General features: G+C 27.8%; 39 protein-coding genes and 1 CRISPR repeat array. Of the genes, 6 read left to right on the forward strand and 33 right to left on the reverse strand.

Features of this window, described 5'->3' with window-relative positions; translation table 11 throughout:
* Positions 1-28 precede the first annotated feature (28 nt).
* From KGF41_RS06140 to KGF41_RS06265, 27 genes are all read right to left on the reverse strand, one after another.
* Entirely contained in the window at positions 29-1069 is a 1041-nt protein-coding gene (locus KGF41_RS06140; protein ID WP_227856484.1) for a minor capsid protein, read from the reverse strand.
* The gene (locus KGF41_RS06145) at positions 1062-2513 is read right to left on the reverse strand and encodes a phage portal protein (protein ID WP_227856485.1); all 1452 of its coding nucleotides are present in this window, start codon (positions 2511-2513) and stop codon (positions 1062-1064) included. Before KGF41_RS06145 ends, KGF41_RS06140 begins: the two co-directional genes overlap by 8 nt.
* A 4-nt stretch (positions 2514-2517) precedes the next feature.
* Positions 2518-3759, reverse strand: a complete 1242-nt coding sequence (locus tag KGF41_RS06150; RefSeq protein WP_227856486.1) for a PBSX family phage terminase large subunit — start codon at positions 3757-3759, stop codon at positions 2518-2520.
* A complete protein-coding gene (locus tag KGF41_RS06155; RefSeq protein WP_077705799.1) occupies positions 3749-4174 on the reverse strand; it encodes a transposase in 426 nt (141 codons plus the stop codon). Before KGF41_RS06155 ends, KGF41_RS06150 begins: the two co-directional genes overlap by 11 nt.
* Before the next feature lie 57 nt (positions 4175-4231).
* Positions 4232-4912, reverse strand: a complete 681-nt coding sequence (locus KGF41_RS06160) for a hypothetical protein (protein ID WP_227856487.1) — start codon at positions 4910-4912, stop codon at positions 4232-4234.
* Positions 4913-5046: 134 nt separating this feature from the next.
* A complete protein-coding gene (locus KGF41_RS06165; RefSeq protein WP_227856488.1) occupies positions 5047-5589 on the reverse strand; it encodes a hypothetical protein in 543 nt (180 codons plus the stop codon).
* Between the two features lie 75 nt (positions 5590-5664).
* Positions 5665-5862 carry a hypothetical protein gene (locus KGF41_RS06170; RefSeq protein ID WP_227856489.1) on the reverse strand — a complete coding sequence of 66 codons (198 nt, stop codon included), beginning with the start codon at positions 5860-5862 and terminating at the stop codon, positions 5665-5667.
* A 557-nt stretch (positions 5863-6419) separates the two neighbouring features.
* Positions 6420-6902, reverse strand: a complete 483-nt coding sequence (locus KGF41_RS06175) for a hypothetical protein (protein ID WP_227856490.1) — start codon at positions 6900-6902, stop codon at positions 6420-6422.
* Positions 6903-7005: 103 nt separating this feature from the next.
* Positions 7006-7731, reverse strand: coding sequence for an antA/AntB antirepressor family protein (locus KGF41_RS06180; protein ID WP_227850548.1), 726 nt, complete (start codon positions 7729-7731; stop codon positions 7006-7008).
* 14 nt (positions 7732-7745) lie between these two features.
* Complete coding sequence (locus KGF41_RS06185) at positions 7746-8153, reverse strand: RusA family crossover junction endodeoxyribonuclease (RefSeq protein WP_227856491.1); 408 nt, start codon at positions 8151-8153, stop codon at positions 7746-7748.
* A 15-nt stretch (positions 8154-8168) separates the two neighbouring features.
* On the reverse strand, positions 8169-8534 hold the full coding sequence (locus KGF41_RS06190; protein WP_227823369.1) for a hypothetical protein: 366 nt from the start codon (positions 8532-8534) through the stop codon (positions 8169-8171).
* Positions 8535-8547: 13 nt separating this feature from the next.
* Positions 8548-8763 (reverse strand): DUF3850 domain-containing protein, encoded by a 216-nt coding sequence (locus tag KGF41_RS06195; RefSeq protein WP_227856492.1) that lies wholly within the window; start codon positions 8761-8763, stop codon positions 8548-8550.
* 10 nt (positions 8764-8773) lie between these two features.
* Positions 8774-8950, reverse strand: coding sequence for a hypothetical protein (locus tag KGF41_RS06200; protein ID WP_227856493.1), 177 nt, complete (start codon positions 8948-8950; stop codon positions 8774-8776).
* 50 nt (positions 8951-9000) lie between these two features.
* Positions 9001-9720, reverse strand: coding sequence for a phosphoadenosine phosphosulfate reductase family protein (locus tag KGF41_RS06205; protein ID WP_227856494.1), 720 nt, complete (start codon positions 9718-9720; stop codon positions 9001-9003).
* A 4-nt stretch (positions 9721-9724) separates the two neighbouring features.
* On the reverse strand, positions 9725-9964 hold the full coding sequence (locus tag KGF41_RS06210; RefSeq protein ID WP_077745243.1) for a hypothetical protein: 240 nt from the start codon (positions 9962-9964) through the stop codon (positions 9725-9727).
* 109 nt (positions 9965-10073) lie between these two features.
* Complete coding sequence (locus tag KGF41_RS06215; RefSeq protein ID WP_077745241.1) at positions 10074-10412, reverse strand: hypothetical protein; 339 nt, start codon at positions 10410-10412, stop codon at positions 10074-10076.
* 63 nt (positions 10413-10475) lie between these two features.
* Positions 10476-10634 carry a hypothetical protein gene (locus KGF41_RS06220; protein ID WP_156075169.1) on the reverse strand — a complete coding sequence of 53 codons (159 nt, stop codon included), beginning with the start codon at positions 10632-10634 and terminating at the stop codon, positions 10476-10478.
* Between the two features lie 102 nt (positions 10635-10736).
* The gene (locus KGF41_RS20860) at positions 10737-10871 is read right to left on the reverse strand and encodes a hypothetical protein (protein ID WP_021362347.1); all 135 of its coding nucleotides are present in this window, start codon (positions 10869-10871) and stop codon (positions 10737-10739) included.
* On the reverse strand, positions 10871-11236 hold the full coding sequence (locus KGF41_RS06225; RefSeq protein ID WP_227856495.1) for a hypothetical protein: 366 nt from the start codon (positions 11234-11236) through the stop codon (positions 10871-10873). Before KGF41_RS06225 ends, KGF41_RS20860 begins: the two co-directional genes overlap by 1 nt.
* A 13-nt stretch (positions 11237-11249) precedes the next feature.
* A complete protein-coding gene (locus KGF41_RS06230; protein WP_227856496.1) occupies positions 11250-11507 on the reverse strand; it encodes a hypothetical protein in 258 nt (85 codons plus the stop codon).
* A gap of 75 nt (positions 11508-11582) precedes the next feature.
* Complete coding sequence (locus tag KGF41_RS06235) at positions 11583-12467, reverse strand: hypothetical protein (RefSeq protein ID WP_227856497.1); 885 nt, start codon at positions 12465-12467, stop codon at positions 11583-11585.
* Positions 12468-12478: 11 nt separating this feature from the next.
* Positions 12479-13093: an ERF family protein gene (locus tag KGF41_RS06240; RefSeq protein WP_227856498.1), complete on the reverse strand. Its 615-nt coding sequence runs from the start codon at positions 13091-13093 to the stop codon at positions 12479-12481.
* On the reverse strand, positions 13080-13361 hold the full coding sequence (locus KGF41_RS06245) for a hypothetical protein (protein ID WP_227856499.1): 282 nt from the start codon (positions 13359-13361) through the stop codon (positions 13080-13082). Before KGF41_RS06245 ends, KGF41_RS06240 begins: the two co-directional genes overlap by 14 nt.
* 77 nt (positions 13362-13438) lie before the next feature.
* A complete protein-coding gene (locus KGF41_RS06250) occupies positions 13439-13684 on the reverse strand; it encodes a hypothetical protein (RefSeq protein WP_227856500.1) in 246 nt (81 codons plus the stop codon).
* Positions 13674-13856: a hypothetical protein gene (locus tag KGF41_RS06255; protein ID WP_227856501.1), complete on the reverse strand. Its 183-nt coding sequence runs from the start codon at positions 13854-13856 to the stop codon at positions 13674-13676. The genes KGF41_RS06250 and KGF41_RS06255 overlap by 11 nt, the downstream gene beginning before the upstream one ends.
* A 132-nt stretch (positions 13857-13988) precedes the next feature.
* Positions 13989-14318: a helix-turn-helix domain-containing protein gene (locus KGF41_RS06260; protein WP_227856502.1), complete on the reverse strand. Its 330-nt coding sequence runs from the start codon at positions 14316-14318 to the stop codon at positions 13989-13991.
* A 16-nt stretch (positions 14319-14334) separates the two neighbouring features.
* Positions 14335-14532 (reverse strand): helix-turn-helix domain-containing protein, encoded by a 198-nt coding sequence (locus tag KGF41_RS06265; protein ID WP_021418331.1) that lies wholly within the window; start codon positions 14530-14532, stop codon positions 14335-14337.
* A gap of 76 nt (positions 14533-14608) precedes the next feature.
* On the opposite strand from KGF41_RS06265, the gene KGF41_RS06270 reads away from it, so the two are divergent.
* A complete protein-coding gene (locus tag KGF41_RS06270) occupies positions 14609-14848 on the forward strand; it encodes a hypothetical protein (RefSeq protein WP_227856503.1) in 240 nt (79 codons plus the stop codon).
* Here KGF41_RS06270 and KGF41_RS06275 read toward each other — a convergent pair.
* The 4 genes from KGF41_RS06275 to KGF41_RS06290 are packed head-to-tail and all read right to left on the reverse strand — an operon-like array spanning position 14805 to position 16591.
* Positions 14805-15062, reverse strand: a complete 258-nt coding sequence (locus KGF41_RS06275; protein ID WP_227856504.1) for a hypothetical protein — start codon at positions 15060-15062, stop codon at positions 14805-14807. The genes KGF41_RS06270 and KGF41_RS06275 overlap by 44 nt on opposite strands.
* Before the next feature lie 57 nt (positions 15063-15119).
* Positions 15120-15872 carry a Rha family transcriptional regulator gene (locus KGF41_RS06280; protein WP_227856505.1) on the reverse strand — a complete coding sequence of 251 codons (753 nt, stop codon included), beginning with the start codon at positions 15870-15872 and terminating at the stop codon, positions 15120-15122.
* 3 nt (positions 15873-15875) lie between these two features.
* Entirely contained in the window at positions 15876-16334 is a 459-nt protein-coding gene (locus KGF41_RS06285; protein WP_227856506.1) for a helix-turn-helix domain-containing protein, read from the reverse strand.
* Between the two features lie 53 nt (positions 16335-16387).
* Positions 16388-16591 carry a helix-turn-helix transcriptional regulator gene (locus tag KGF41_RS06290; protein WP_074134959.1) on the reverse strand — a complete coding sequence of 68 codons (204 nt, stop codon included), beginning with the start codon at positions 16589-16591 and terminating at the stop codon, positions 16388-16390.
* Between the two features lie 142 nt (positions 16592-16733).
* On the opposite strand from KGF41_RS06290, the gene KGF41_RS06295 reads away from it, so the two are divergent.
* A complete protein-coding gene (locus KGF41_RS06295; RefSeq protein WP_227856507.1) occupies positions 16734-17063 on the forward strand; it encodes a helix-turn-helix domain-containing protein in 330 nt (109 codons plus the stop codon).
* 138 nt (positions 17064-17201) lie between these two features.
* Positions 17202-17561: a hypothetical protein gene (locus tag KGF41_RS06300; protein WP_095902819.1), complete on the forward strand. Its 360-nt coding sequence runs from the start codon at positions 17202-17204 to the stop codon at positions 17559-17561.
* Between the two features lie 40 nt (positions 17562-17601).
* Here the strand turns inward: KGF41_RS06300 and KGF41_RS06305 are convergent, their stop codons facing one another.
* Positions 17602-17742: a hypothetical protein gene (locus KGF41_RS06305; protein ID WP_158223367.1), complete on the reverse strand. Its 141-nt coding sequence runs from the start codon at positions 17740-17742 to the stop codon at positions 17602-17604.
* A gap of 451 nt (positions 17743-18193) precedes the next feature.
* A CRISPR array of direct repeats spans positions 18194-18952; the repeat unit is 29 nt; unit sequence CTTTACATACCACATAGTTAATATAAAAC.
* Positions 18953-19245: 293 nt separating this feature from the next.
* On the opposite strand from KGF41_RS06305, the gene KGF41_RS06310 reads away from it, so the two are divergent.
* Positions 19246-19455 (forward strand): hypothetical protein, encoded by a 210-nt coding sequence (locus tag KGF41_RS06310; RefSeq protein ID WP_227856508.1) that lies wholly within the window; start codon positions 19246-19248, stop codon positions 19453-19455.
* Positions 19456-20140: 685 nt separating this feature from the next.
* Here KGF41_RS06310 and KGF41_RS06315 read toward each other — a convergent pair.
* Positions 20141-21514, reverse strand: coding sequence for a cell wall-binding repeat-containing protein (locus KGF41_RS06315; RefSeq protein WP_227856509.1), 1374 nt, complete (start codon positions 21512-21514; stop codon positions 20141-20143).
* Between the two features lie 262 nt (positions 21515-21776).
* Between KGF41_RS06315 and KGF41_RS06320 the strand changes: the two genes are divergently transcribed.
* Both KGF41_RS06320 and KGF41_RS06325 read left to right on the forward strand, forming a co-directional pair.
* A complete protein-coding gene (locus KGF41_RS06320; protein ID WP_227856510.1) occupies positions 21777-22895 on the forward strand; it encodes a tyrosine-type recombinase/integrase in 1119 nt (372 codons plus the stop codon).
* Between the two features lie 257 nt (positions 22896-23152).
* The gene (locus KGF41_RS06325; protein WP_227856511.1) at positions 23153-24508 is read left to right on the forward strand and encodes an MATE family efflux transporter; all 1356 of its coding nucleotides are present in this window, start codon (positions 23153-23155) and stop codon (positions 24506-24508) included.
* Positions 24509-24516: the final 8 nt, after the last annotated feature.

The raw sequence follows: 24516 nt of genomic DNA on the forward strand, positions 1-24516 counted from the left end.
TTTTTACATAATAAAATCACCTACCAACTTAGTAAGTGTTTCTAACATACTCCTTATACCATTCATTATATTTCATACTAGATGGTACATAATAAATCTCACCATCTTCTTCTCTTGCAGCCCTATAACTTTCTTCACCATCAAAATATGGCACTACTACACATCTACATCTAGGATGAAATGGTGGAGCTGTAATTCCTATCTCATAATATTTCATTTCAATTACTTTACCATCAAGTGGGCTACATCTTTTCTCACAAACCCTGCTATCTAATGCACTTACTATTTCATATTTCTCAACTCCTAGACTATTAAAACAATCCCTTTGACTTGCTGAACTAAAAAAAGCAAGCTCAGATTTGACTAATAATTTAGCTTCTTCTTTACTTGTATTAAAGTTTTTATTAGTTTTATTTGTTAAGTCTCCAGGAGATACTCCATTGATTAATGTTTGTTTTATACCTTTATCAAGTTCACTTATCAACCTTGGTCTATGCTTATTCCATATCCTATTACCAAATGTTATTCCATCAGTAGTCCAAGGATTGCTAACTTTTTTATTAATCTTATTTAGGCTAATCATGGCTATCGCCAACCCAATACCAATACCTTTTTGAGCTTCAAAAGCAGTATGATAGTAACTATCTTTATAGGTATTTGTTATAAGTGTATTTACATCCTCATATTCTTTTGAGTATAATACCTCAACTTGATGCCTTATCTTTAATTTTAATGCTTCTAGTCTACTTATACGAACTCTTTTGACTGCACTTTCTAGTTCTTTCATCCACTTTTGACTAATTACATTTTCTTCTCCATATTTTATATATTCTTCTAATAATAATTTAAGTTCAGCTAATTCCTTTGGATTTAATAACTTTTCAGCTTCTTGCATGCTTATTTTATTATCCTTAGCAAATTTTATATACCAATTATTTATTTCTCTAAGAATATTATAAAGTACTATATCATATTGCTTTTCTAATTCCTTGTTAAAGGTATCACCTTTATTATGAACATCTTCTTCTAACCGATTAAATGTCTTTATCCAATAATCCATTTTATTCATCTAAAGGTTCACCTTCTTCAGTTTTCTTTTTAGTCGGAAAAGTATCTTCATATTCTTTCATACTTTCTTCTTTCTGTTTTTTAAGCCTATCAAGTTCGTCATTAACATCCTCGACCCAAGGATGGTTAGAAACAATAGTTTCATCTGATATAATTCCAGTTGATTTAGCTGCCATATCTATCTTTTCAGCTTCATTTATTATCATAGAGTGATTAAAAGTAATTTGAACTGTTTTATAATCATAGCTCTTACTACCACTTATCTTTAAATACTCACACACAAACCATAAAAGCTCTCTAATTGCTTTTTTAAACTTCTTTTCAGTCTTAGAGCATTTTAAATCAAGTAGTGAATATAAAAATTTAAGTGCTACACCCGATTTGTCACCTGTGTTTTGAGATTCTGGATTAACTCCTTGACCAAAGATAATTATATTCTTTTCTAATCTATCAAGAAGCTCCTTTTTAGCTTCAACTGGTATATTTATCTCTAGTTTATCAACTCCACCATTGGCTCCTACCTTGATAGAATGATAATATCTTATGTTATTTGTAAACTCTACTAAATCAGTATTGTTGTATTCTTTTAGAACATAGATAGCTTGTTGAATCTCATCTAGGTTATCTGCAAGAGTAGAAATGTTATTATCATATATATCAATTAAAGACTTGTAAAAAGTTAAATCAGAAACACTTTTCTCATTGTTTTTAAATGGTATAAATGGAACTTTACCCCACCCTTGTTCTTTGTTATTTACTCTAAAATGACCCTCTTGTATCTCTGTTAATTTTCCATATTCATCATATAAAAATTCTTGAACAAAACTATTTCCTCTTTCAATGAAGTAAGTCACATCATTTTCTGTGTAGTACTCAACTCTTTTTATCTTATTTCCATCCACATCTTCAATATAATAAAACCTAATAAATGCAACTAATTCCTTGTGTCTTTTACTGTCCCAAATAGGAATAGCTTCTTCAGCTGATATTATCACATATTTAAACTCACCTTTTCTATCAATATATGGATGTAGCCATTCAATGCCTTTGTTACTAGCATTAAGATAGAGTTCTGTTATTGTATCGTCAAATTCTTCTCCTAATAATTCATTTAAAAGCTTAGTGAGATTATCATCATCTGCATTAAATACTATGGGATTTCCAACACTATAGCCCACCTTTTGGTCAACTAAAAGCTTATGATAATTATTAACTGCTTTATTATTAACCTTAGTAAAATCATCAACCTTAGCTCCATCTAAAATATAATATCTTCTTTTATTTTTTATGTTAGTATTACCATAATAGTATTCTTCTCCTTGTTTGTATTTCTCTGGTCTATGCTTTAAGATGTAGTGTTCTATGACTTTTATTAGGTTAAAGGTACTCTCTTTTTTTAACTGAGCTTTTATTAAATCTGTTTCACTTATATAAATATTTAACACCTCCTTACTTTAAGAAGCTTATTCCTCCATACTCCATGTCATTCTCTAAGCTATATCTTAGTGCATCTATTAAATGATTGTCTTTATCTACTGCAATAGGTAAGATATTTCCATTCTTATCCTCTTTATATTTATACTTATTTATTTCATTTTTGAAATTTTGACATCTTGGATGTATTATAATTTCAAGTCCTTGTAAAAACTTAATTCCATACTCAATAGAACCAGCTCCTTTTCTTGCTGAAACTGCATTAACTCTTAAGTCGATAAATTCAGCTATATCTTTTGGACTTGCATTATCACAGATAACTAAATCTCTATTCGCTTTTTTACTAACTAAAGGTGTAGCTTCTCTATTTAATAATCCGACTGCTTCTATTTCATCACATATATATAATTTTCTTCTCATCCTATCATAGTGTGATTTTACATATGCAAATGGGTCATCAGCAAATCCCCAGTCAATTCCATGCCTAAAGTTATCAAATGTACTTTCAATATCTGAGAAATCTTCAACTCTCCAATTCTTAAATATGACAGCACCAAGTACACCCCAATTCCCAAGAGTGTAGACTTCATAGTAATATTTATCACTTTCATTTTCTAAAGCTTTTATATCATCTTCTGCCAAGAATTTATTATCTTTATATGTAGTTTTTAGAATACTTACATTATCTTTTTCTACATACTGTTTATCATCTTCCCATATATCAAAATACTCTATATATAACCAATGGTCTTTAAGTATTGGATTGAAGCTTAGTGTTAGCCTCTTTACCACTTTGGATTTACCTCTAAGTCTCTTATCAAGCTGTTTAACTGCCTTATAATCTGTCTCTGTTGCTTCTTCTACCCATATATCAGTTATTACACCATCTATTGGGGTTATTGATTTAACTTTTTCAACATCATCTAAGCCACAAAATAATATCTGTTTATTATTTAGCTTACAAGTTATTATCATGTCGGTTTTATTTACTTGAAAATACTCATTTAACTTAAAATTACTAATAGCCTTTGTTATCTCATTTAAACAAGACCTCTTTAGAGTGCTTTGAACATTTCTAACAATTAAATAATTCCTATTCCCCTTAAATACATCTAATACTGTTCTTTGAGCTAAAGAAAAAGATTTACCCGAGGATGAACCACCAAAGTAAATCTGATACCTATTGTTATTATTAAGTTGATGCTTCAAATATATTGGATTAAATACATCTGGATTAATTTCTAAATTAATCGCCATATTCCTCATCGCCTACCTTTATTGTAATATCTCCTAGATTACCACTATGTTCAATATCTCTTTTATCCCTCCATTCAGCTGGTTTTCTATTTTTCAACCAGAATATCTGCGCTGTAGTGTCTGGTACTACTTGTTTAGTTACTCTTTTAGTTTCTTGACCTTCTTCATATGTTATCTCATCATATTCATAACCTAATGCTCTTTTTAATAAGGCATTTTCAACCTGCCTATCAATTACTTCTTTTCCCTTTTTTAAGGCATTACAAATATTACTATATTTCTTTTTCCAGTCATATAGTGTTTTGACATTTATTCCAATATTAAATGCTATCTGTTCATCTGTAAGCCCATCTCTTGCCCATCCTTCAATCTTAATTAGTCCTTCTTCTGTTATCCAGTATTCATATTTTGCCACATCACCACCTCGTTTTTGTTTATTTTAGAAATAAAAAAGAACTCTGGTTAGAGTTCTTTAGTTAATAAAGTATTTTTTCTTATTATTTTCATATTCTTTTATCTTTTTATTTATAATTTTTTCTATATCATTTGTTACTATTGTATAGTCATTACTAAGTTTATTCTTTATAAAATATTGCACAAAATAGGTAATAGCTAATATAACCGCAAGCCCAAATAAAGTTTTAAAATCTTCCGATTTTAAAAATACATTTATATTTAATGGCATATCTATAATAACAATTAAAAGATATAATGGTAGAAAAACAAGTAATATACCTACTAAAAGAAGATAGAATATAAACAGTACAAATATTGTTGAATTAAACATTTGATTGAAAGCTTTCGAAACTGTATTTCTAAAGCTTGTATAATTATTCCAATAATCAAATATTAAAACTTTATGTAATACTTCTCTTTTTTTATCTAAATCATCATTATGTTTTTCTTTTAATATATAAAAAACGTAACTAGGAATATAATATTCTCCTTGAATATACTTTTCTTCTACAAAATTTATAGTATCTATTGTTCTATCCTTATTATATTTTTTTACATATGAAAGTAAAAAATTATCAAAATAATCATCAAAAGATTTATCAAGTTTTACTTTATCCCTATTAAAATATGCTACTATAACCCCTATAACAACTGAAACAACTCCTAGAATTTTAATTATATTATCTATATTTTCCATATATATCCCCTCCAAAGTATAAAATTCAACTTCAAAGGTCAATATCCTGCAACAATCATTCGACAATCATAAATATATATTATATCTTTAATAAATTTATCAATACATACTCTATTAAAAATACACAAATTATATTAATATAATTTTGGAGGGCACCCTTTATTTTTTACAACACTTCGTACATACCACTCCCACTCTCTGATAAGCTGTTTCCATTCTTCTGAATCCAGATATTCTTTAACTGGTTTATTTAAATCAAATTCTGGTAAATATGTAGCTGTTGCTCCTCTTTCTAAAATTCCATCTGCAATGACACCTTCTTCTCTTAGAACTAATATTGGTAATCCTATTTGAAAAGCCATTGCTGGTTCTATATGACAATAAGGGCTTGTAATCCATCTATCAGATAAATCTATAGATTCTTTATTTATATCGCTATTTGGTTTACTAGAACCTTTTTCTATATGACTACGTCTAAATGCAACAGTAAGCAATCCATTAGATTCTAACATCAGTCTTCTAATAGCAACTAATGGTGTTGTCATATCATAATCTGTAACACCAAGCGTTCTAGGTTCAAACCCGATACCTTCTAAATATGTTTTAATTTCTTTAATAAAATCAACTTGATTTTGTGTAAATGGTTGGGGATAACTTAAAAAAATTGAATGCTTCATTTTGCACCTCCACATTTTAGTTTTTATTTTCATTCTCTTACATAGTATCATAATATATAATAAAGTGCCTAGAAATTAATCTAAGCCTTTACTTTCCATATTGACTACATAACTTGCTCCAAGCACAGCTCCTCTTATTAATAAATCTTCATCAACAACACTTTCATTCATATGTTTTTTAATGTGTTCAACTGCATATTCCAAAAATTCATCATCTGCATCTATATTAAATTCATCTAATTCTTTTATTATCTTTCCTCTTAAATCATTCATATTATCATACTCCTGTAAAAAAATAAAAGACTAGGCTTACCCAAACTTAGTCTTTTTAGTGGGGGATACATATTATTAAGGGAGCAAGTTCTAAGAATCGAACTTAGATTAAACCATTACTTGCATGGTGAGTGAGGTTACCAAGCCCCACTCGGTTTTTAGACTTCTGAATTAAGATACAAAATTGTATGAGATTTTAATCTCAATTCAAATACTTAATATAGTGTATCAATAGATTTTGAACATAGTTAGAATTGAACTAACAGCGTCCTCACGCCCTGCCTAGTCTGTTCACATAAAAGACTTTCTGTCGCTGACATCTAAGCCTTTTATAATAATAGAGCGTGCAATTTTGGCATCCTTTTTTATCTATAACATATTCGCAAATATATTATTACTTTCTCTATTATTGGATAGTGGCTAGGGCAATCCCTTAACCCTAGCCAAATATTAAGTTTTGAGAGGGAAATCTTTATTTCCACAATACTATTATCTCACGTTTTTGCCAATAAAAAGTCTCAAGATAGTCTCCAAAAAGTCTCAAAATAGTCTCATTTTTAAGCTTTCCATGAAAAAATGGGTAATTCAAATTCCTTTATTTTGGGATACAACATATCCATAATCTTACAAACTATCCTTTTTCTTATTCTGAAACAATGACTTCTATCTATGTGCATAGCATTAGACATATAATCCATGTTGATTTTCTCATTGTTCATATACATTTCATTGAAGAACTCTGTTTCAAAGCTATTTAGACTTGTTAATGCACATTCTATAGTTTCTTTTTCAATCTCTAATGTTTTCTTATCTTCTTTTAATCTATTTAAATCTTCTTCTCTTTTAATAACTTCATTTTCAACACTTGAACTTATATTATAAGTTTCTCCTGTTTTTTCTTCATAACCAAGAGCTTTGCATCCACAAAATTCGTTTTCTAATTTTTTAATATATATATCTTTTATTCTTATTTGACTCTCTAATTTTTTATAGTTATATAACCTACCTTCAACCTCTTGAAATAGTGTCTTTTTATTCATACTTCCACACTCCTATCAATTATTTGTGTTATAATATTATTGATGATGATAATTCTATATTTTTGACAAGTGGAGTGTGAAAGCACTCCTTTTTTCTTTTTACTTAACAGAAATTATCTTTTTCAAAGAAACTAATTTGATTTGTTTTTCTTTCAGATTTTATAATTCTAATTGATTCATCTATTAAATTTAATGAATTAAGTAATACATCTTTTGGTATATCCTCCCATTTGTCAGCACCTAATACCAATAAAGTTCTTTTCTTAACCAGTTCAAATTCTTCATTAACTTTTGATATACCTAATCTTTCTTTTATATAAGAAGATATATCATATTTAGTTTTAGAGGTTGGTCTATAATATTCTGAACACTCTTTTTTAAGTTGCTCCATTTGGATATTATGTTTAACTTCCATTTTAAGTAATGATTCATTCACAATAGTATTAATTTGACTAAGTTGTGAATTTGATAAGGTTCTATTGAGTAACTTTTCTAATCTTATAAAATATCTTCTTATTTCTCTTCCTTTATTATTGTTTTGCACCATAGCAAGTTCTTTTGCTACATCAAGCTTCAATACATATTCTTTTGAAGGTCTCCCACCAGTTGAGTTTTTCATATTTTTGTGAAAAACTGAATAATCCTCATTTTCCTTAAATCCATATTGTTTAATTCTATCTTCAATCCAGTCTATAAACTGTCTCTTAACTTCTAAGTTATTATGTAGTTCTCTAGCAAAAACTATTTTCTCTCCTTTATCAGTTTCATAAACTGTAACTAAATCATCTGCTACAACTCTTAAATTTTCATTTGTCATAATCTCATTCATATTTATATTCCTCCTTAAATAATATCCTCTAGCATAACTTCCACTCTAGGTCTGTCACTGTAATATTTACTAGCTACAACCTCAACAATCTGTGTATCATCTTTATAAGCTATCTCATTGAGTGAATCAGCTATAATCTTAACAATATTGTCTATATCGGGTTTCTTGCTAGGTCTTAACACATTATTTCTTTTCTGCTCCTTAACCTTTTTACTATTACTTTTAGCTATAGAATAATAGCATTTTAAAGTCATTTTTATATAACCTTCAAAGTAATGTTTAACTTTAGATTGATATAGCCATTTTATTAGGTCCTCATAATTCTTAGTCTTATTAGGTGTATAGGTCCTTTTAGTTATAGAGTTCATTCTTGGTCTTTCTTTGCCAACTGGTTCTCCACCTATTGTAAAATTAATCTTCATTATTGCCCCCTGACTTTATAACTCAACTTTCTCTACAGAATCCAAATCAATAACTTCGTATTTCACATAACCATAATTATCTTCAATATATTGTTCGAGAAGTGTATCATCTTCTGGATTATTGGGTCTATTAATGTCTTGAACTATATCAATCTGTATACTGTCATGTTCATCAAAACATATTACATAACTATTCTTTTTTTCATTTGACCATCTTTCTATTTCACTTAATAACTCCTCTATGCTCAGATTTTGATTTCTATTTTTATAAAACTTGCATTTTTTTGCTCTATCATAGACCTCTTTTCCTTTTTTATTACATCTTCCAATTTCCATACCTCTGTAACGTTTAAAATGAAAGCAATCCTTACATATATCCATTTTTATTCCTCCCCTACTTTATTCCCAACTCAACATACCCATTTCCTAATTTAATAAAATACTCAATCTCCTTATTTTCCTCAATTCCTGTAAACTTTTTATCCTTAAATGACTGCAATATGACTGTATCTCCTGCCTTGAAATTTGCTGTATATTCTACTTCAATTTGTTTTTTATTCTTAATTACATCTTTAAAAGTACTAGAAGATATTTGCAATTCATGTATCATATAATCACCCTCAAAGTTTATATTTTATTTCTTCTACTTGTATTTCTTCATCATCTGTATGCCATTCTGATATATAATCTATTGAAGAAATATCAAGAGCTAACTTTTTAGCTTCTTCTTTATTTTCAGCACTTATATGAACCCCTAAATGACCTGTAATTGGTATATCCACAATATATTTTTTCATAATTACCACTCCTTTTTATAATTCGATAACATTATCTGGTAAATCCATTTCTAAATCACTCCTTTATTAAAGAAATTTATTTGTCTTTCATTTTCTATATCTTCATTTCTAAATCGCTTTTCTAAGTCATGTACTGTAGTTCCATCAGCTTTGAAAGGTACTGGACTATCTTCATCTAGTTTAAGCATACCCCCCCACAAATCAGGATAATATTTCCTTAAAGTTCTGAGGCTATCTAAGCTTTGTTTAGGGCATAAATAGCAGCCAGTTCGCTTAAATCTATGATGAATCTCATAGTAAAAACCTTTTTCTTCTAAATACTTTAAGCAATCTTTTTCAGTCATTTTCTCATTGTAAAGTGGTGCTATAAAGTTTTTTTCTAGTCTTTTATATCTATTAGGTTCATCATAAGCAATCCCAATGTACCTCTTATGCTCTCCTAATTTATTAAAATATTTATTAGCAGGAGCAATCTTTAATCTACTATTACACCATGCTCCTAGAGTATATGGAAAACCCCATATTTGCCCTTTACGCTTACCTTGTTGATTAACAGTATAAAAGTATTCCTCAAAGGTTTTTTCTGCTTTAATTCTTGTTATTTTAAAGTTTATTCTTTTCTCAAAATCATCTATTATGTTATAAATTTCTTTAAATTCTAGTCCTGTGTCTATGAAAACAATCTCATTTAATGGAAGCTTTTTTTCTAATATTAGAAGGAGCATTGCAGCAGAATCTTTTCCTCCACTAAAACTTGCAATATGCTTCATAAAATCACTCCTTGCATTTTCTAAATGATTCAACCACCATTTCAGTCTCTCCACAAGTATCTTCTGTAAAATCTATTTGTCTCCCATTAAATTCTTTTATATAATCTGCTATATCATATATTCTTTGGCATTTATGTTCTATACAATCGCAAACATCTTTTATATTTGTTTGTTTTGGTATTTCAACTATAACCTCATGTTCCAAAGTCACTTTTTCCTCAAATTTAATTTTATATTTTTTCATTTTAAATACTCCTTTATTTCATTTTTGAGAGTCACAAAACACTTCAACAATAATTTATATTAAAAGACATTTTGCAACTCTCTAAACTGTTTTAATTAGATATTTTTACTTATATTTCTTCTACCTCAATATCAAGCCACTTTTCACAGCCAATCAGACAACCAACCGGATAGTGACAATCATTCTTATTTTCATAAATACAACAGCTACACTCTGCATCACATTTAAACAAAAGTTCCATTAAACTTTCCTTATCTCTAGTTACCTTTTCAAAATTAGTTATTTTCTTTTCTACTTTCTCTCCAGCGAATTTTTCATAACAAGCCGGACACATATGTTTATCCATGCTAATCATTTCATTAACATTCTTTCTATATAGCTCAATACATTCTAAATTATTTTCTTCAAATATACTCTTGCAAAAATCACATTGTATAATCTTACTCATTATTCTTCTACCTCCATTTCAAGTCACTTTCTGCATCCATCCAAACTTTTTATCATTTCAAAGTTAGTCATTTTTAGTACCATCTTCATTTCTCAATAATTCATGAGCTTTTTCTTCATCATAACTGCAAATATTTCTACCATCACAATAATGACAAAGTAATCTAGTATTTTTAGTAACATTAGGAAACATTTTTTTGCAAATCTCCAATCTATCATCCATTCTTAAACACCTCTTTTATTATCACAATTTTCACACTCTTTTAGATTCAATCTATATTCATAAACTCTACCAGCTATAAAACTTCCTATTACTAATATCATACTAGCTAAGATATTCACTTTTAATCATCTCCTCATATTCTTCTCTAGCCTTATCTATAGCAATAAATATATCCTCTCCATTGTCATATAGTTCTTTTGCTCTCTTAATTGTGTATTCAGTCCTTGAAACTTCCATTATTCCTCCTCAATATATTCAGCTTTCCATCCACTTCTGCTTGGAGTTTTTCTTTTTAATATGTGACTAACTGCGGGTTGTTTTAACCCTAAAAAACAAGCAGTACTATCAATAGATTCAAACTCTTTCACTTCTCCAGTTTTAACATTTATTAACCTTATTGGCTTATTATTACGAGGTCTTTTACACCTACTTTTCACACCAAATTCAGATAACATGCTGTCAATTCTCGGTATTACTTTTTTACCTTTTCTTTCAATTCCAACTAAGCAACAATATAATGCTAAATAGTTCCTACATGTAGGGTCATCCTCTATAATATTTGTTCCTAAAGAACCACTAAAATATTTTTCAACCTTTAACATTTCAGCCCCCTCCTTATTCAACTGGCATTTCAAACACTTTTTCTTTGTGGTATCTAACCCCATCTTTATTTATAATGTCAAACTTAGTTCCTGCAATGATAGCATCCTGTATTCTGTTTAATACTTCAATAGCTCTTTCTTCTGATTTATACCTACCTATTTCTCTAGCATTTGATTCCCCTTCAAACACTGCATATACATACCTACAATCTATTTCAACTCTATTAACTCTCATTAAATCTAATTTATTTTGACTTCTAATTATTATCATTTCTACTCCTCCAATTTATTTAATTTATTTTAACTTCTAGGAAGTTAATAGTTATATTAACCTCCTAGCAACTCATTAACCGAATTTCTCTTTCTGACTCTTTTTAACAATTGCGTCAAACTCATCAGTAGTGTATTGAGTAAATGTTTCATCAAAATTTCTAAATTTATTCTTATCCTTTTTACTCGGTATAGGTTTATAATTCTTTTCTAATGCTGTAATCAAATATCCTGTAATACTTTTTACTCCATCTGTATTTTTAACTAACCTCAATTTTTCCTCTAAATAGTCAATCCCCTTATTTGTATGTATGAATACATCAATAATTTTTTCAATGTCTTTAGATTCTAAATCAAAGTATTGTTTTATTTTATCCACAACCACCGAATCATCCTTATTGTTGTTGTTATTCTTATTGTTATTCTTATTGTTATTCTTATTGTTATTCTTATTGTTATTCTTATTGTTATTGTCCCCGTATCGTGTTACGACTCGTTCACGTATCGTCGACGTATCGTAAAAACCTCCATTTTTAGCCATTTCGTAATAATCCTCAAATATTTTTCTTATATCTGCTTTTTCTATTGATGGAATCACGTATTTTATTAACTCAATATCTTTAACTTCTTTGAGTTCTTTATTAAGTAAATCTATAATTGGTTTACCACCTTTAGTTAAGTTATATTTGCCCCAATTCTTTATAGCAATTTCTCTAGTATCAGGATTATATTTAATACACTTATGGTGATTTATAAATCTATCCATTAATGCTCTTATACTTTCTTCTGAATATCCCATCCAAAATGCTAGCTGTTTTTTAGTTACTTGATAAACTCCTATTTGAGTTGTCTGAGGATTACTAAGAAGAAGTATGAAGAAGAATTTATCTTCGGGTGTCCATTCTTCTTGTACCTTTGGGTCAGTCCAAAAGCTTGTATATATCTGTCTAAAAACTGCCACTCTATCACCTCCTATGCACCCTTAAAAGCTTGTTTCTCATAAGCTGTACAAACCTTGTCATATTCATCTTTATTTAAATCTTTGATATCTTTTCCTAATTGTTTAAAAACTTGCTCCTTTAATTTTTCTTTATTAACATTAGCACTATTAGCTATTGCATATAATCTACTCAGTTGTTTATCAGTTAATATTCTACTACCTTGTTGAATAGTGTTATTATAATTATTTTTAACTTCATTTTTGCCACTAGTTGCGTCAAATGTATCATTTTCTGTAATGTTTAATAGTTGAATATACAAATATCTAGTTTGATATGTTTCAATACCTCCTAGTGCTTGTAATTCATTAGAACCTTTTAACTGTAAATCCCTCATGGGAGAAGTGAATACAATCTGTTCTGTGGGGTTTTCTCCATTAATTAGTGTTAGTGTTGCATAATCATTTGTAAAGGTCACTACAGGGCATAATTTAACTTCTTCAAGTAGTTCAGTTGCTTGTGGTAAGAAGTCTGCTAACTCAAAATACTTGAAGTTAGCAAACTTATTCTCTCCGCTTTTCTTCAGATTTAGCTTACTGAATTTGACTCTTACATCCATCAACTTAATGTAAATATTATTCGCTTCCAACAAGTTCACCCTCCATTTCTCTTACATTCCTTTTTAAAACTGACATAAAACCATCTATATAATCTCCATACATATTTTCTGATTTGTGCTTTTCTAAATGCTCTTTGAATTGTTCCAAAGTCCACCCCTCTTTATGTTTTTCTATACAAGATTCTAATGCTGATATTTGTCCAAACTTTTCATCCCAATCCATTTCATCAGCTATCATAAAATTTAATAAAAATAATCTATCTTCTAAATCCTTAATTATCTCATTTCTAGTTTTCATTTCTTCCCCCTTGTGCTATAATATAGCTAATTAAATTTTAGTATGTTTTTGAATTGAGCCATTGCCGTGGCTCTTTTCTACATTATTTGAACTGCTAAGGGTCTATCTGTTTCAAATTCTTCTCTCATTAGCAGTTCTTCTGCTTCTTCTGTATCTCTTTCTATCCTTTTGTACTCTGCATATGCTTCATGCTTAATTCTGTCTTGTTCATCTGTTGCAAGACTTCTATTTGCCCATGCTCTTTGTACTATATCTAAATATATTAAGTATTGTACTTTTCTGTATTTTTCTATATCTTTGATTAATTCTTGTCTACTTTTCATTTTCCAATCCCCCTATTGATTCAATTTCTGAATTTAACATAAGCAAAATATCCTCATATGCTCCTAGTTCTTTTTCATCTGCTATACACTTATATCCAATTGATTTTTCAAATTCTATCCTCTCACTTAGAGCCTGTATTTTATATTCTAAAAATCTTTTAGTTACTTCCATGTTCAATCCCCCTTAAAGTTCAAGTCCTCTTTGCTTACATTCTTCCATATAAGTTACACACTCTATATAAAATTTTGGTGTAGGTACTTTTTTATGTTTTTTACAAAATCTTAGAAACCATCTTAGAGTCAATTAAATCACCCCCTTTCTCTTTTTCAATACAGCTCTATCTTTCATTGCATTTTTCATTACATATTCTTCGAAAGAAATTAAATCTATCCTATACGAACTCCCCAAAGGAATTACAGTATAATGGTTTTGTGCCATTGCTTCCCTTATCATGTTTCTCGCAGTTGCATCTGAAACTTTTAAGTACTCCCGAAATTCTTTTACTGTAACTAAATCCATTCTCTTTATTCCTTCTCTATCTAAAAACATCTTGATGATGTCTGTTGTATCGTCTCTTCGCATTAATTCTTGCACTAAGTCTTTTGTATCTATGAACTGTAATGCTACACTCATTTTTATCTCACCCTTTCTATCTTCCAACTAGTTCATCTAATGTAACGTCTAAATAGTCAGCTATTTTTATTAGAGTGTTTATGGTTGGATTTTTCTTTTCATTTCTTATAATTTTGTATAATCCACTTTCATCTATTCCTAATTCCTTTGCCAATTTATAAGGTTTTATATTTCTTTTTCTTAGTATTTGGCTTATATTATCGCCTATTAACACTTAATCACCTCAGTTCTACATGGTATAATATAAATATGGAATAAGTTCCAAGTTCTTCAAAGAGGATGGTGAAGTTATGCTGAATACTGCAACTTTTGAAAAAGACATACTTAGAAAATCATATAAGAACTATGTTGAAACTAATTCTTTAACATCTATCTATACATTTAAAACAGAACCAGAAATTCAAGGAGCTGTAAGAAATGCTATAAAATCTTTATGTGATGATGGCTACATAGAAACTTCTAAAATGGGACTTGGTATGGTTTATGTTACTTTAACACCCTATGGATTATCTTCTTTAGAAGATAACTAATTTCTAATGAAGTTGTTCGTACTAAAAAAATAATCTTTTTGGGTATATTGAGACTAGTACGAATAACTTCTATTCCTTTTGGTATTCCATTTTCTGCAAAACACACATTTTGTATATCACCTAGAAAATTAACATCAAATGTAATTACATAAGTTGACTTATCATCTTTAAAAATTATATTTTTGCCTCTATATTCAGTTTTGAATATCTTCATATATATCACTTCCTTTTCAAAATATTCTGTATTTAGTTTTCAAAGTACTTTTAATCTTTAGCCTAATAAAGTTATTTGACATTCTTTTTCTTTTACCAATCCATCCTTTATAAGTAATAATCTAAATGCTTCTCTTCCTTTTGGATTTATTAATGTTTGAGTATCTGAATGTCCATGTGGTGTTGTAAATTCTTTCAGTTCAAAATACTGCATCTTATTAGAATAAGGTTTTATTTTCCCTTTTAAATCTCTGTAACAATATTTCTTCTCTATTAACCATAAAACAAATGTTTTTTCTTTGACTCCAAGTTCTTTTGCTGTGTCTCTTATATTAGTTAGTAAGTTTCTTTCTACTAAAGCATCAAAATAATCTGCTTTTGGTTTCATTGTCTGATTTTCTAATTGTAATTGTTCTTTTTCTTCAACTTCTATTAATAATTGTTGTAATGCTTCTTTATATGTAGTTGGTAATTTAGGTTGCTGTTCTTTTAACTCTTGCTCCATTTCTTCAAACTTAGTTACATAAATTGCCGTAAATATAATACCTTTTTCCCCTGTCATTTTATTAGCTACCATGTCACAACCTTTTTTAGTTAATAAGTAACAAGGATATTTCTGATTATTTTCATTCTTGTAAGTGCTTTCAATAAAAAAATCATCAGTGTGCAATTTTGCACTCTGCTTTAATGCACTTATATAACCCCTTATACTTCTTAATAATTGGTTATGGTCTTTTTCTATTAATTCAGCTACTTCTCTACTCTCAACTAAGAATTGATTATTTTGGTTGATTATTGTTAGGTCATTCATACTTTATACCTTCTTTGATATTTTTGTATTTCTTGAAAGTTTTAATTTTAAAATAGCTTCATATATACTTTCTAACTTTTCCATAACATCATTCCAAACTTCTTCCTCATCTTCATCTATTACATCATCTTCAACTATGTCTATGAAATCATCTTCCTTTTTTAGATAATCTTTGATTTCTTTATGTAATTTCAAAGTTATACTTGAAAGACTTTTCATTTCCAACTTAGGCAAAAATATTACTCCTGCTTTTGTAGTTCTTCTAACATGTTCATAACCTAACATGTTGTTATTGTATATAGAAATCATTTTAACTACTATTGCATTTGGTGGTATTCTTTTATCGTTCTCATATGCTCTTAAACTCTCTACTGATATATCTAGTAGTTCTGATGCTTTTTCTTGTGTAAGACCAGTATTTTCTCTGCTTAACTGATATATATTTTGGTATTGATATGACATTTAATTTTCACCTTCTTTTCTGTATAATAAAATATAAGTTATCAATTAGACGTTTAGTCCATTTTATTATTAAAAAAAAGGTCATCTATACTCTCATTTGGAAATGCTTTTTTAAATTTGCAAAGAAAATTATAGCTTGGATTTCTTCTTTCATTCTCTATCTTTGCATAATATGTAGCTTGCATTTCAAGTAATTTAGACATTTCATTTCTAGTTTTATTGTTTTTTAATCTAAATTTTAATAGATTAGTTTTCATTTTACCAACTCCTTTTAGACGTTTTGTCTAATTGATTAATTTAATTGTACTAGACATTTTGTCCAATGCCAATATTTTTTATCCATTTCGTCTTTTTTTTATTTTTTTTGGACATTATGTGCTAAACTTTTTTTTAAGTGAGGTGATTGAATTGGATTTTGGAGATAGAATAAAACAATTAAGAGAAAATATGAATTTGAGCAGAGAAGAACTTTCAAATAAAATAAATATAAGCTATTCAGCGTTATCAAAATATGAAACTAATAATAGGTTTCCTGATAAAGTGACACTAAATAAAATAGCCGATTTTTTTGATGTATCTACAGATTATTTATTAGGTAGAAACAAAAATATTTCAAATGAAGAAGATGAAGAAGTAAAAGAATTAGTTGATATCATATATAAATTAGATAAGGAAGATAGAGATGCAGTATTAAAGATACTTGATTCTCTAATAAGTAAACATAAATAGCAAAAAACATTGATATAACTAATCAATGTTTTTTGCTATTTTATATGAAAAATAAGAAGGAAAATAGAAATAACTGTAGAAATAAATATATTAAAAGAGTATTTTAGATAGATATGGATAAAGAGGGGGGATAAAATTATGAAACCAAAACGTTCTAAACTGCTATTAATTTCTGCAATTATAGGTACATTATACTCTATTTATGTTGTTACCTACTTTGCTGGTGTTGGTGGAGAAGGTGATGCTGCTACAGCAATAGGTGGAGCTATAGCTACTGCATTAGTAATGCCACATATGATTCTAGTAGTATTAGCAACTATTTTTAATTGGCTTGGCTACTTTGGAAACAAAAGAGGGTTTGCTTTAACTGGTGCTATACTTTATACAGTAGCTGGTGTAGTATTCCCATTATATTTAATGTTTGTTATTCCATCTTTAGTTTTAAGCTTTGTTGGATTTGCTAAGTTAAAACAAATAATAGCATTAAATAATGCATAAGATAAAAATACATTGGCATAAAGTCAATGTATTTTTATTTTTAATAAATATATACACCTTCATCCCTTATATTTTTTTCATAAATTTCTTTAATCATTTTTGCAAAGAGTTCATAATCTTCTTCATCCTTTATTTTCAACTCAATTAAAGATAAGATGAGTTTGTCTTTTTCATTTTCCATATTACTATCCCCCTGTTACAAGAACTTACGTTCTTATTTTTAGTTAAAAACTCCCAATAAATTTTAATAAAACTTATGTAATTATACCCTTTCATTTCTAGAAATGTTTTTAGATTATTCAGAATTGTCTTTGATAATTATCTTACCTTTATAATAATACTTTTATTTTTCAAATGCAATAAAAAACTCGTAATTGTAATAAAAAACTCAGATTTTGTAGACAGTTGGATATTTCTTACAATTTAATATATTATTAATCAAGTTTTTAATTATATTTTTTTATTAAATCATCTTTTTATAATGATTTTTATAATATATTATAATTTTAAATTTGCAATAAAAAAGTTACAATAAATAGAAATCTTCTTCTACTCATTGTAACTTCTTAAATTCACCACTTAGTTAATATAAAACCGAAATTAAGTTGTGACTTTCTAGCAAATAAATTTACATTTACATACCACATAGTTAATATAAAACTTGGTGACCACCACCAATTTAAACATCCTACTAAAAACTTTACATACCACATAGTTAATATAAAACCTTGAACATAATCAAGTATGTTTTCTGCATCCAAACACTTTACATACCACATAGTTAATATAAAACTAGCACTAAACATGGTACTTGCTTTAAATTAAGTATTTCTTTACATACCACATAGTTAATATAAAATCCTCCTCCAAATTATTTTTATCTAATGATTTGATAAACTTTACATACCACATAGTTAATATAAAACTTATATTAGTATAAATATTTTTAAAATTTTTAAAATTCTTTACATACCACATAGTTAATATAAAACTCTGATGTTCCTAAATCTTCTAGTTCTATATCTGCTGCTTTACATACCACATAGTTAATATAAAACTCTATTGTCGCACCACATCTTCTGTTGTACTTCATTACTTTACATACCACATAGTTAATATAAAACTAATTAAACTAGATTACTTTATCTTTTTTTAATTTCTCTTTACATACCACATAGTTAATATAAAACCTTTGAATTAAATGATATAGATAATGAAAATATTCTAAACTTTACATACCACATAGTTAATATAAAACCCAGACTCATCTAGACCAATTACCATTTCTGCTATAACCTTTACATACCACATAGTTAATATAAAACAAAGATATAGAGGATGTATTTAGACTTTTAAATTTTTCTTTACATACCACATAGTTAATATAAAACCCCAAAATAAACTAAGTATTTTCAATACTTACATATATACAACTCTCTCAAATTTGCAGTGAACCATGAGTAGTGCAATTGATAACACTTATCATATGTTCTCAATGCCTTATATTTCAACTGTTAAGCCACACTTTATCAAAAATACCGCGCACTGCAAAACTATTTATATTTTTATTATATCATAACATATAATTGATATTTTTAGTTAATTTCTGACTGTATTTTTACATTTAATTATGTTTAAATGCTATAATAAAGTTAAATAAAATTAATTTGAAAGGAATTATATTATGAAAGAATATGAAGCAGAGTTAAATATAAGTATTTCAATTCCATTTTTTACAGTCATATCTTATTTAGTTATAGTTTCTATAGTAATGTTATGTCTATCAGCATTGAATAATTTCTCTAATATATCATCAGTACCTGTTAGTGCTTTGGGCTCAACGGTTGGATTTATTATATTTAATCTTATTATTAGTATATTTAAAGGTAAGTAAATGAAAAGATTTTGATATTTACATACTATATAGTTAATATAAAACCGTCTATAAAATTTTAGACAATTTACTTGAAACTGAAATACCACAATACTTCTATATTTTTACTATATCATAAAAATATTATTTTTGAATATCTGTACCAATTTGTGGTATAATAAAAGCAAGGAGATAAAATTTACTTTGTAAAAGGTGAATTTCTCCAATTGATTAGAATTTAAAAGTTATTTCTTTAAATCACCCTTATTGGCGTTTGGGTGATTTTTTATTTTGTCATATATGAAAGCTGATACAATACCAGCTACTATACTCAATAAAAAGTTAATTAACATATAAATTCACCTCCTTCCTATATTGGAATTTGGCGTTTATATGAAAAAATCACCCTTCGCTTTTCAATTTTATTTTCCTTGCTAGAGATATTATAACACATAATTATTACATATTTTACCTATTTATTACTTTTTACATTATAATAATATTCTTTTAATCAAAAAAACACCTACTATTAAAGTAAATGTTTTTAAGTATTTTTAATTTTAAAATCCATATAGTTAATATGAAACTAAATATAATAACTCAACACATGAGCAATATCGAGACATTTACATACCACTTAGTTAATATAAAACGAAAATAAAAAAATTAAACTTATAAAACCCTTATTAATTTACATACCCACTAGTTATTTATATTCAAAAAAATCTTCTCCATCTGGATTATAAAATAATATTCTACTTGCCAAACCTTGTTCATATTTATAGTTTTCTTTATCACCTACATAAGAAAATGTTAATGTCATACTTCTTGACGGGTCTAAGGAAATTATATCTAAATAAATAGTACATTTTTCTCCTGGTTTTAATACACTAAAACTATTAAAATCCATTTTTATTTTAGCATATTGCCCCATATATAATGTTGAATTAGCTTCTCCATAAACTTTTAATTTTGTTATATCTAAATTTTGTGTACTTGTATTTTCTATATTTATAGGAACTGTTGGGTCTTTATATTTTTCAGTATAATATTCAAGGTTATCATCATAACATTCAAGATAACTTCCTTTGTCTTGCCAAATTATGTGCTTTGAATCAAAATCAACCTTTAATCCACATATTATATTTTTATTTGAAGATGGAAGACTAATATTATTAATGGTATTTTCACACTCTAGAATAATTTTATCACTTAGATTTCCTATCCCTGTTACTTTTGCAGCATTTTTAAGTATATCTTTATTACTTCCAATATCAACTAACACAATTGGAGTATTTTTAGCCATTGTAGAGCCAACAAGTGCATACACTAAATCTGTTCCACTTGCTATATAAAATTCTTTTGCTCCATTATAGAACTTATTTACTATCTTCTTATTAGTATCATATCTATCTACTCCACCCAATCGAATTGAATTGGTATCATTTACTAAACTATCACTCATTGATGAAGTTCCACCTATTGCATAACTTTCTATTCCAGTTGTATTAAATGGAACACTCTTTCCATCAGTTAATACTATAGGTGCTTTATCTCTAACAGCTACAGATGCAATACTCATAGCATCTGGTTCACCTTTGAAAGCATTAGTTAATATTACCTTATTTACTTTATTAATAGAATTTATTTCTTTTGCTACATTATAACTTGTCTTAATCCTATCGCTACCTTGAAGTCTTTTAGTCTCTATTCCTTTATCTTTTAGAAAAGTTTCTGTTGCTTTATCAATAGAACTTTCTCCACCTATTATGTATACCTTTTTAGCTTTTTCTACTCTTTTAAGAGTTGCATTAGGTATATTATTTTTCTTAGTTAAAAGAATTGGTGCATTTGTTGCTCCTGCAAGCCCACTCGCACTTAATCCATCAGCCATTGTACTATCTGCATTTATAAGTATTGCAGTAGTATAACTTTGTTTGTCAGCTATGATACCAGCAGTTTCGTATTTATCTGCTCCTTGAATCTTATCAATTTTATCAAGTGCATTAGCTGATATAGGAAAACCAGCAATAAACATTGACATGGCTAACCCTAGTGATAATAATTTCTTTAATTTCACAATATCTCCCCCTTTTATATATGAAATACCATACATCTTAATAATTCTACATTTAATTTTCTTTTCCTTCTTTCACAATATTTATCTTTCTGTTAATTTAAGAGTATACAAATACGTGTTATAATGTAACTGTAAAGAATTAATAATATGAAAAAGAAGCTCTAAGACTGTGCCTGTATGGTATTGTATGAAATAAGATAATGACATAATTAGAGCAGTCCAACTGTTCTTTTATATAAAAACTTATAAAGGGAGTGTACATATGAACATCAAATCAGCTTTTATAAGAAAAAGGGGAGAAAAATTTCATGTATATGTGGAATATGTGGAAGAAACAACTGGCAAAATAAAGCAGAAAAGTTATGGAAGTTACGAAAAGAAAAAGGATGCTGAAAAACATTTAATTGAAATAAAATCGACTATAAACAATAATAAATTTGTTGCTCCAAGTGATGTAACACTTGTAGAAAGATGTTACAGATATATAAAAGATAGAGAATGTAGTTTTTCTCCTAATACTGTTAGAAATAGAAAAAACATGATTAAAAATCAAATTGAAGTTTTCTTTAAAGATATGAAATTAATAGATATAACTCCTTCTATTTTACAGTCTTATATAAATAGCATATACAATGAGCACATGTTAAATTCAGCAAAAAACCAAGTCGGTTTTATAAAATCAGTATTGAAAGAATCTTATAGATTAAAAGAAATATCAGAAAATATTTGTGATTTTGTTACAACCCCAATCAAAAAAAATAATTCAACTTCTAATTTTTATACAAAACAGGAAGCTCAATTATTATTAGAAAAATCAAAAAATACTCCTATAGGGATACCAATTTTTTTGATGCTAACTCTTGGATTACGTTTTGGTGAAGCTGCATCACTTAGATGGTCAGATGTAGACCTTGATAAAAAAATCATACATGTAAATCAAACATTAGTTTATCTAGACAATAAAATAACCTTCAAAGACCCTAAAACCCCTAAATCAAAAAGAAAATTATTTGCTCCTGATGAACTTATAAGTTTACTTAAAGAGGAAAAATTAAAACAAAATAAGTTAAAATTACAGGGTATATTGAAAAATGAATTCGATTTGATATGCTTAAATAAAAGATTCAACCCGTGGGTTCAACCAACTTTTGTAGCTCCTTTTAAAAAACTATTAAGAGATAATAATCTTAGAGATATAAAAGTACATGAATTAAGACATACAAATGCAACTTTGATGTTACTTTCAGGTACTAACATAAAAGCTATTTCTGAAAGATTAGGACATGCAGATATAAAAATAACTATGAATAGATATTCTCACTTATTAGATGAAATGGACAAAGAAGCATCTGAAAATATAAGCAAAATACTATTCAAATAATGGTCAGTTTTATGTCAGTTGAATGTCAGTTAAAGTACTTTTTTTCCTATTTGTCAGTTAAATGTCAGTAATATATATAATAGGATATACTTATCAAGCCCTTAAAATCACTACAATTTAATAAAATTTATAATTATTTACTATTTGCTGTTGACATTGGTACTATACCATAGTTTATCATCTATATTAGTAATAAATAAAATTATTAATTAATAGTTTCATAATTTTTATAATAGCTTTACAAGGAGTGATAATAAATGGATACAAAAATATCTATAGACGAAAACATAAGTTTGGGCAAAAGGTTTTTTAAATACTTAGCTCCATCTGTAGTTGCAATGTGGGTTTTCTCATTGTATACAATGGTTGATGGAATATTTGTAAGTAAAGGAGTTGGAGAATTAGCCTTAGCTGCTGTTAATATATCTATGCCTTTTATTAATTTTATATTTGCAGTTTCTTTGTTATTTTCAACTGGTGCCTCTACTATAATTGCAATTTATCTGGGCAAAAAAGATATCAAATCTGCAAATGAAGTTTTTTCATTTAACTTAGTATCAATAATTATACTATCATTAATTATATTGGCAGTAACCTTTTTTAACTTAGATAGATTGGCACTATTTTTAGGTGCCACAGAATCTACAATTGGTATGGTTAAAGACTACCTAGGAATAATAATATTTTTTAATGGTTTCTTTATAGTTTCCTATTCTTTAGAAGTTATAATAAAAACTGATGGATTCCCAATATTGGCTACTGTTGGTGTTATAATATCAGCCCTTACAAACATCATACTAGATTATTTATTTGTAATAGAGTTTGGATGGGGCGTAAAGGGTGCTGGTATTGCGACTGGTTTGTCTCAAGTTTTTTCTACTGTTTTTTTCTTAATACACTTTTTGAGAAAAAACTCAACTTTGAATTTTTCTAAATTTAAGGTTAGTTTTAAGACACTTAGAAAAATTCTCTTTATAGGTTTCCCTGACTCAACTACTGAATTAAGTTGTGGTATAGTTGTTTTACTTTTTAACTTGAGCCTTACTAAATATATAGGAGAAAATGCTCTTATTTATTATAGTGTTATAAACTATATAAACACATTGGTTCTTATGACTATGATGGGTATAACTCAGGGTATGCAACCACTTACTAGTTTTTATTATGGTGCAGGCAACATCGATAATGTAAAGAAATTATTGAAGATGGGAGTAAAAGCTACAATAATAGCTTCAATAGCTGTATTTGCAATCTGTATGACTTTTTCAAAATCAATAGTTTCTCTGTTTATTCACCCAGAAGAGACTCTATTATTCAATGAAGGAGTTCGTGTATTTAAAATATTCTCTATATCATTCTTATTAGTTGGATTTAATGTAATAATTTCAGGATTCTTTGTTTCAGTAGAAAAACCATCAATTTCTACAGTTATATCTCTTGGTAGAGGACTTGTAATTGTCTCTCTAAGTTTAATTGTAATGATACTAATGTTTGGTGGTCAAGGAATATGGATGACTACTATTGTTTCTGAATTTATATGTCTTATTGCATCAATGATTTTCCTAAAGAAGAATTTTTCTACACTAGATTCTAGTCTAAAAAAAATAGCTTAAACAAAAGT

It is taken from the genome of Clostridioides sp. ZZV14-6150, from assembly GCF_020657875.1.
In the GTDB taxonomy this organism is placed as follows: Bacteria; Bacillota; Clostridia; order Peptostreptococcales; family Peptostreptococcaceae; genus Clostridioides.

Bases quoted from the DNA above. Each gene is read 5' to 3' on its own strand.
- KGF41_RS06140 (WP_227856484.1), bottom strand. From the start codon at position 1,069: ATGAATAAAATGGATTATTGGATAAAGACATTTAATCGGTTAGAAGAA.
- KGF41_RS06150 (WP_227856486.1), bottom strand. From the start codon at position 3,759: ATGGCGATTAATTTAGAAATTAATCCAGATGTATTTAATCCAATATAT.
- KGF41_RS06160 (WP_227856487.1), bottom strand. From the start codon at position 4,912: ATGGAAAATATAGATAATATAATTAAAATTCTAGGAGTTGTTTCAGTT.
- KGF41_RS06165 (WP_227856488.1), bottom strand. From the start codon at position 5,589: ATGAAGCATTCAATTTTTTTAAGTTATCCCCAACCATTTACACAAAAT.
- KGF41_RS06170 (WP_227856489.1), bottom strand. From the start codon at position 5,862: ATGAATGATTTAAGAGGAAAGATAATAAAAGAATTAGATGAATTTAAT.
- KGF41_RS06175 (WP_227856490.1), bottom strand. From the start codon at position 6,902: ATGAATAAAAAGACACTATTTCAAGAGGTTGAAGGTAGGTTATATAAC.
- KGF41_RS06180 (WP_227850548.1), bottom strand. From the start codon at position 7,731: ATGAATGAGATTATGACAAATGAAAATTTAAGAGTTGTAGCAGATGAT.
- KGF41_RS06185 (WP_227856491.1), bottom strand. From the start codon at position 8,153: ATGAAGATTAATTTTACAATAGGTGGAGAACCAGTTGGCAAAGAAAGA.
- KGF41_RS06190 (WP_227823369.1), bottom strand. From the start codon at position 8,534: ATGGATATATGTAAGGATTGCTTTCATTTTAAACGTTACAGAGGTATG.
- KGF41_RS06195 (WP_227856492.1), bottom strand. From the start codon at position 8,763: ATGATACATGAATTGCAAATATCTTCTAGTACTTTTAAAGATGTAATT.
- KGF41_RS06200 (WP_227856493.1), bottom strand. From the start codon at position 8,950: ATGAAAAAATATATTGTGGATATACCAATTACAGGTCATTTAGGGGTT.
- KGF41_RS06205 (WP_227856494.1), bottom strand. From the start codon at position 9,720: ATGAAGCATATTGCAAGTTTTAGTGGAGGAAAAGATTCTGCTGCAATG.
- KGF41_RS06210 (WP_077745243.1), bottom strand. From the start codon at position 9,964: ATGAAAAAATATAAAATTAAATTTGAGGAAAAAGTGACTTTGGAACAT.
- KGF41_RS06215 (WP_077745241.1), bottom strand. From the start codon at position 10,412: ATGAGTAAGATTATACAATGTGATTTTTGCAAGAGTATATTTGAAGAA.
- KGF41_RS06220 (WP_156075169.1), bottom strand. From the start codon at position 10,634: ATGGATGATAGATTGGAGATTTGCAAAAAAATGTTTCCTAATGTTACT.
- KGF41_RS20860 (WP_021362347.1), bottom strand. From the start codon at position 10,871: ATGGAAGTTTCAAGGACTGAATACACAATTAAGAGAGCAAAAGAACTA.
- KGF41_RS06225 (WP_227856495.1), bottom strand. From the start codon at position 11,236: ATGTTAAAGGTTGAAAAATATTTTAGTGGTTCTTTAGGAACAAATATT.
- KGF41_RS06230 (WP_227856496.1), bottom strand. From the start codon at position 11,507: ATGATAATAATTAGAAGTCAAAATAAATTAGATTTAATGAGAGTTAAT.
- KGF41_RS06245 (WP_227856499.1), bottom strand. From the start codon at position 13,361: ATGAAAACTAGAAATGAGATAATTAAGGATTTAGAAGATAGATTATTT.
- KGF41_RS06250 (WP_227856500.1), bottom strand. From the start codon at position 13,684: ATGAAAAGTAGACAAGAATTAATCAAAGATATAGAAAAATACAGAAAA.
- KGF41_RS06255 (WP_227856501.1), bottom strand. From the start codon at position 13,856: ATGGAAGTAACTAAAAGATTTTTAGAATATAAAATACAGGCTCTAAGT.
- KGF41_RS06260 (WP_227856502.1), bottom strand. From the start codon at position 14,318: ATGAGTGTAGCATTACAGTTCATAGATACAAAAGACTTAGTGCAAGAA.
- KGF41_RS06270 (WP_227856503.1), top strand. From the start codon at position 14,609: ATGCTGAATACTGCAACTTTTGAAAAAGACATACTTAGAAAATCATAT.
- KGF41_RS06275 (WP_227856504.1), bottom strand. From the start codon at position 15,062: ATGAAGATATTCAAAACTGAATATAGAGGCAAAAATATAATTTTTAAA.
- KGF41_RS06280 (WP_227856505.1), bottom strand. From the start codon at position 15,872: ATGAATGACCTAACAATAATCAACCAAAATAATCAATTCTTAGTTGAG.
- KGF41_RS06285 (WP_227856506.1), bottom strand. From the start codon at position 16,334: ATGTCATATCAATACCAAAATATATATCAGTTAAGCAGAGAAAATACT.
- KGF41_RS06290 (WP_074134959.1), bottom strand. From the start codon at position 16,591: ATGAAAACTAATCTATTAAAATTTAGATTAAAAAACAATAAAACTAGA.
- KGF41_RS06300 (WP_095902819.1), top strand. From the start codon at position 17,202: ATGAAACCAAAACGTTCTAAACTGCTATTAATTTCTGCAATTATAGGT.
- KGF41_RS06305 (WP_158223367.1), bottom strand. From the start codon at position 17,742: ATGGAAAATGAAAAAGACAAACTCATCTTATCTTTAATTGAGTTGAAA.
- KGF41_RS06310 (WP_227856508.1), top strand. From the start codon at position 19,246: ATGAAAGAATATGAAGCAGAGTTAAATATAAGTATTTCAATTCCATTT.
- KGF41_RS06320 (WP_227856510.1), top strand. From the start codon at position 21,777: ATGAACATCAAATCAGCTTTTATAAGAAAAAGGGGAGAAAAATTTCAT.
- KGF41_RS06325 (WP_227856511.1), top strand. From the start codon at position 23,153: ATGGATACAAAAATATCTATAGACGAAAACATAAGTTTGGGCAAAAGG.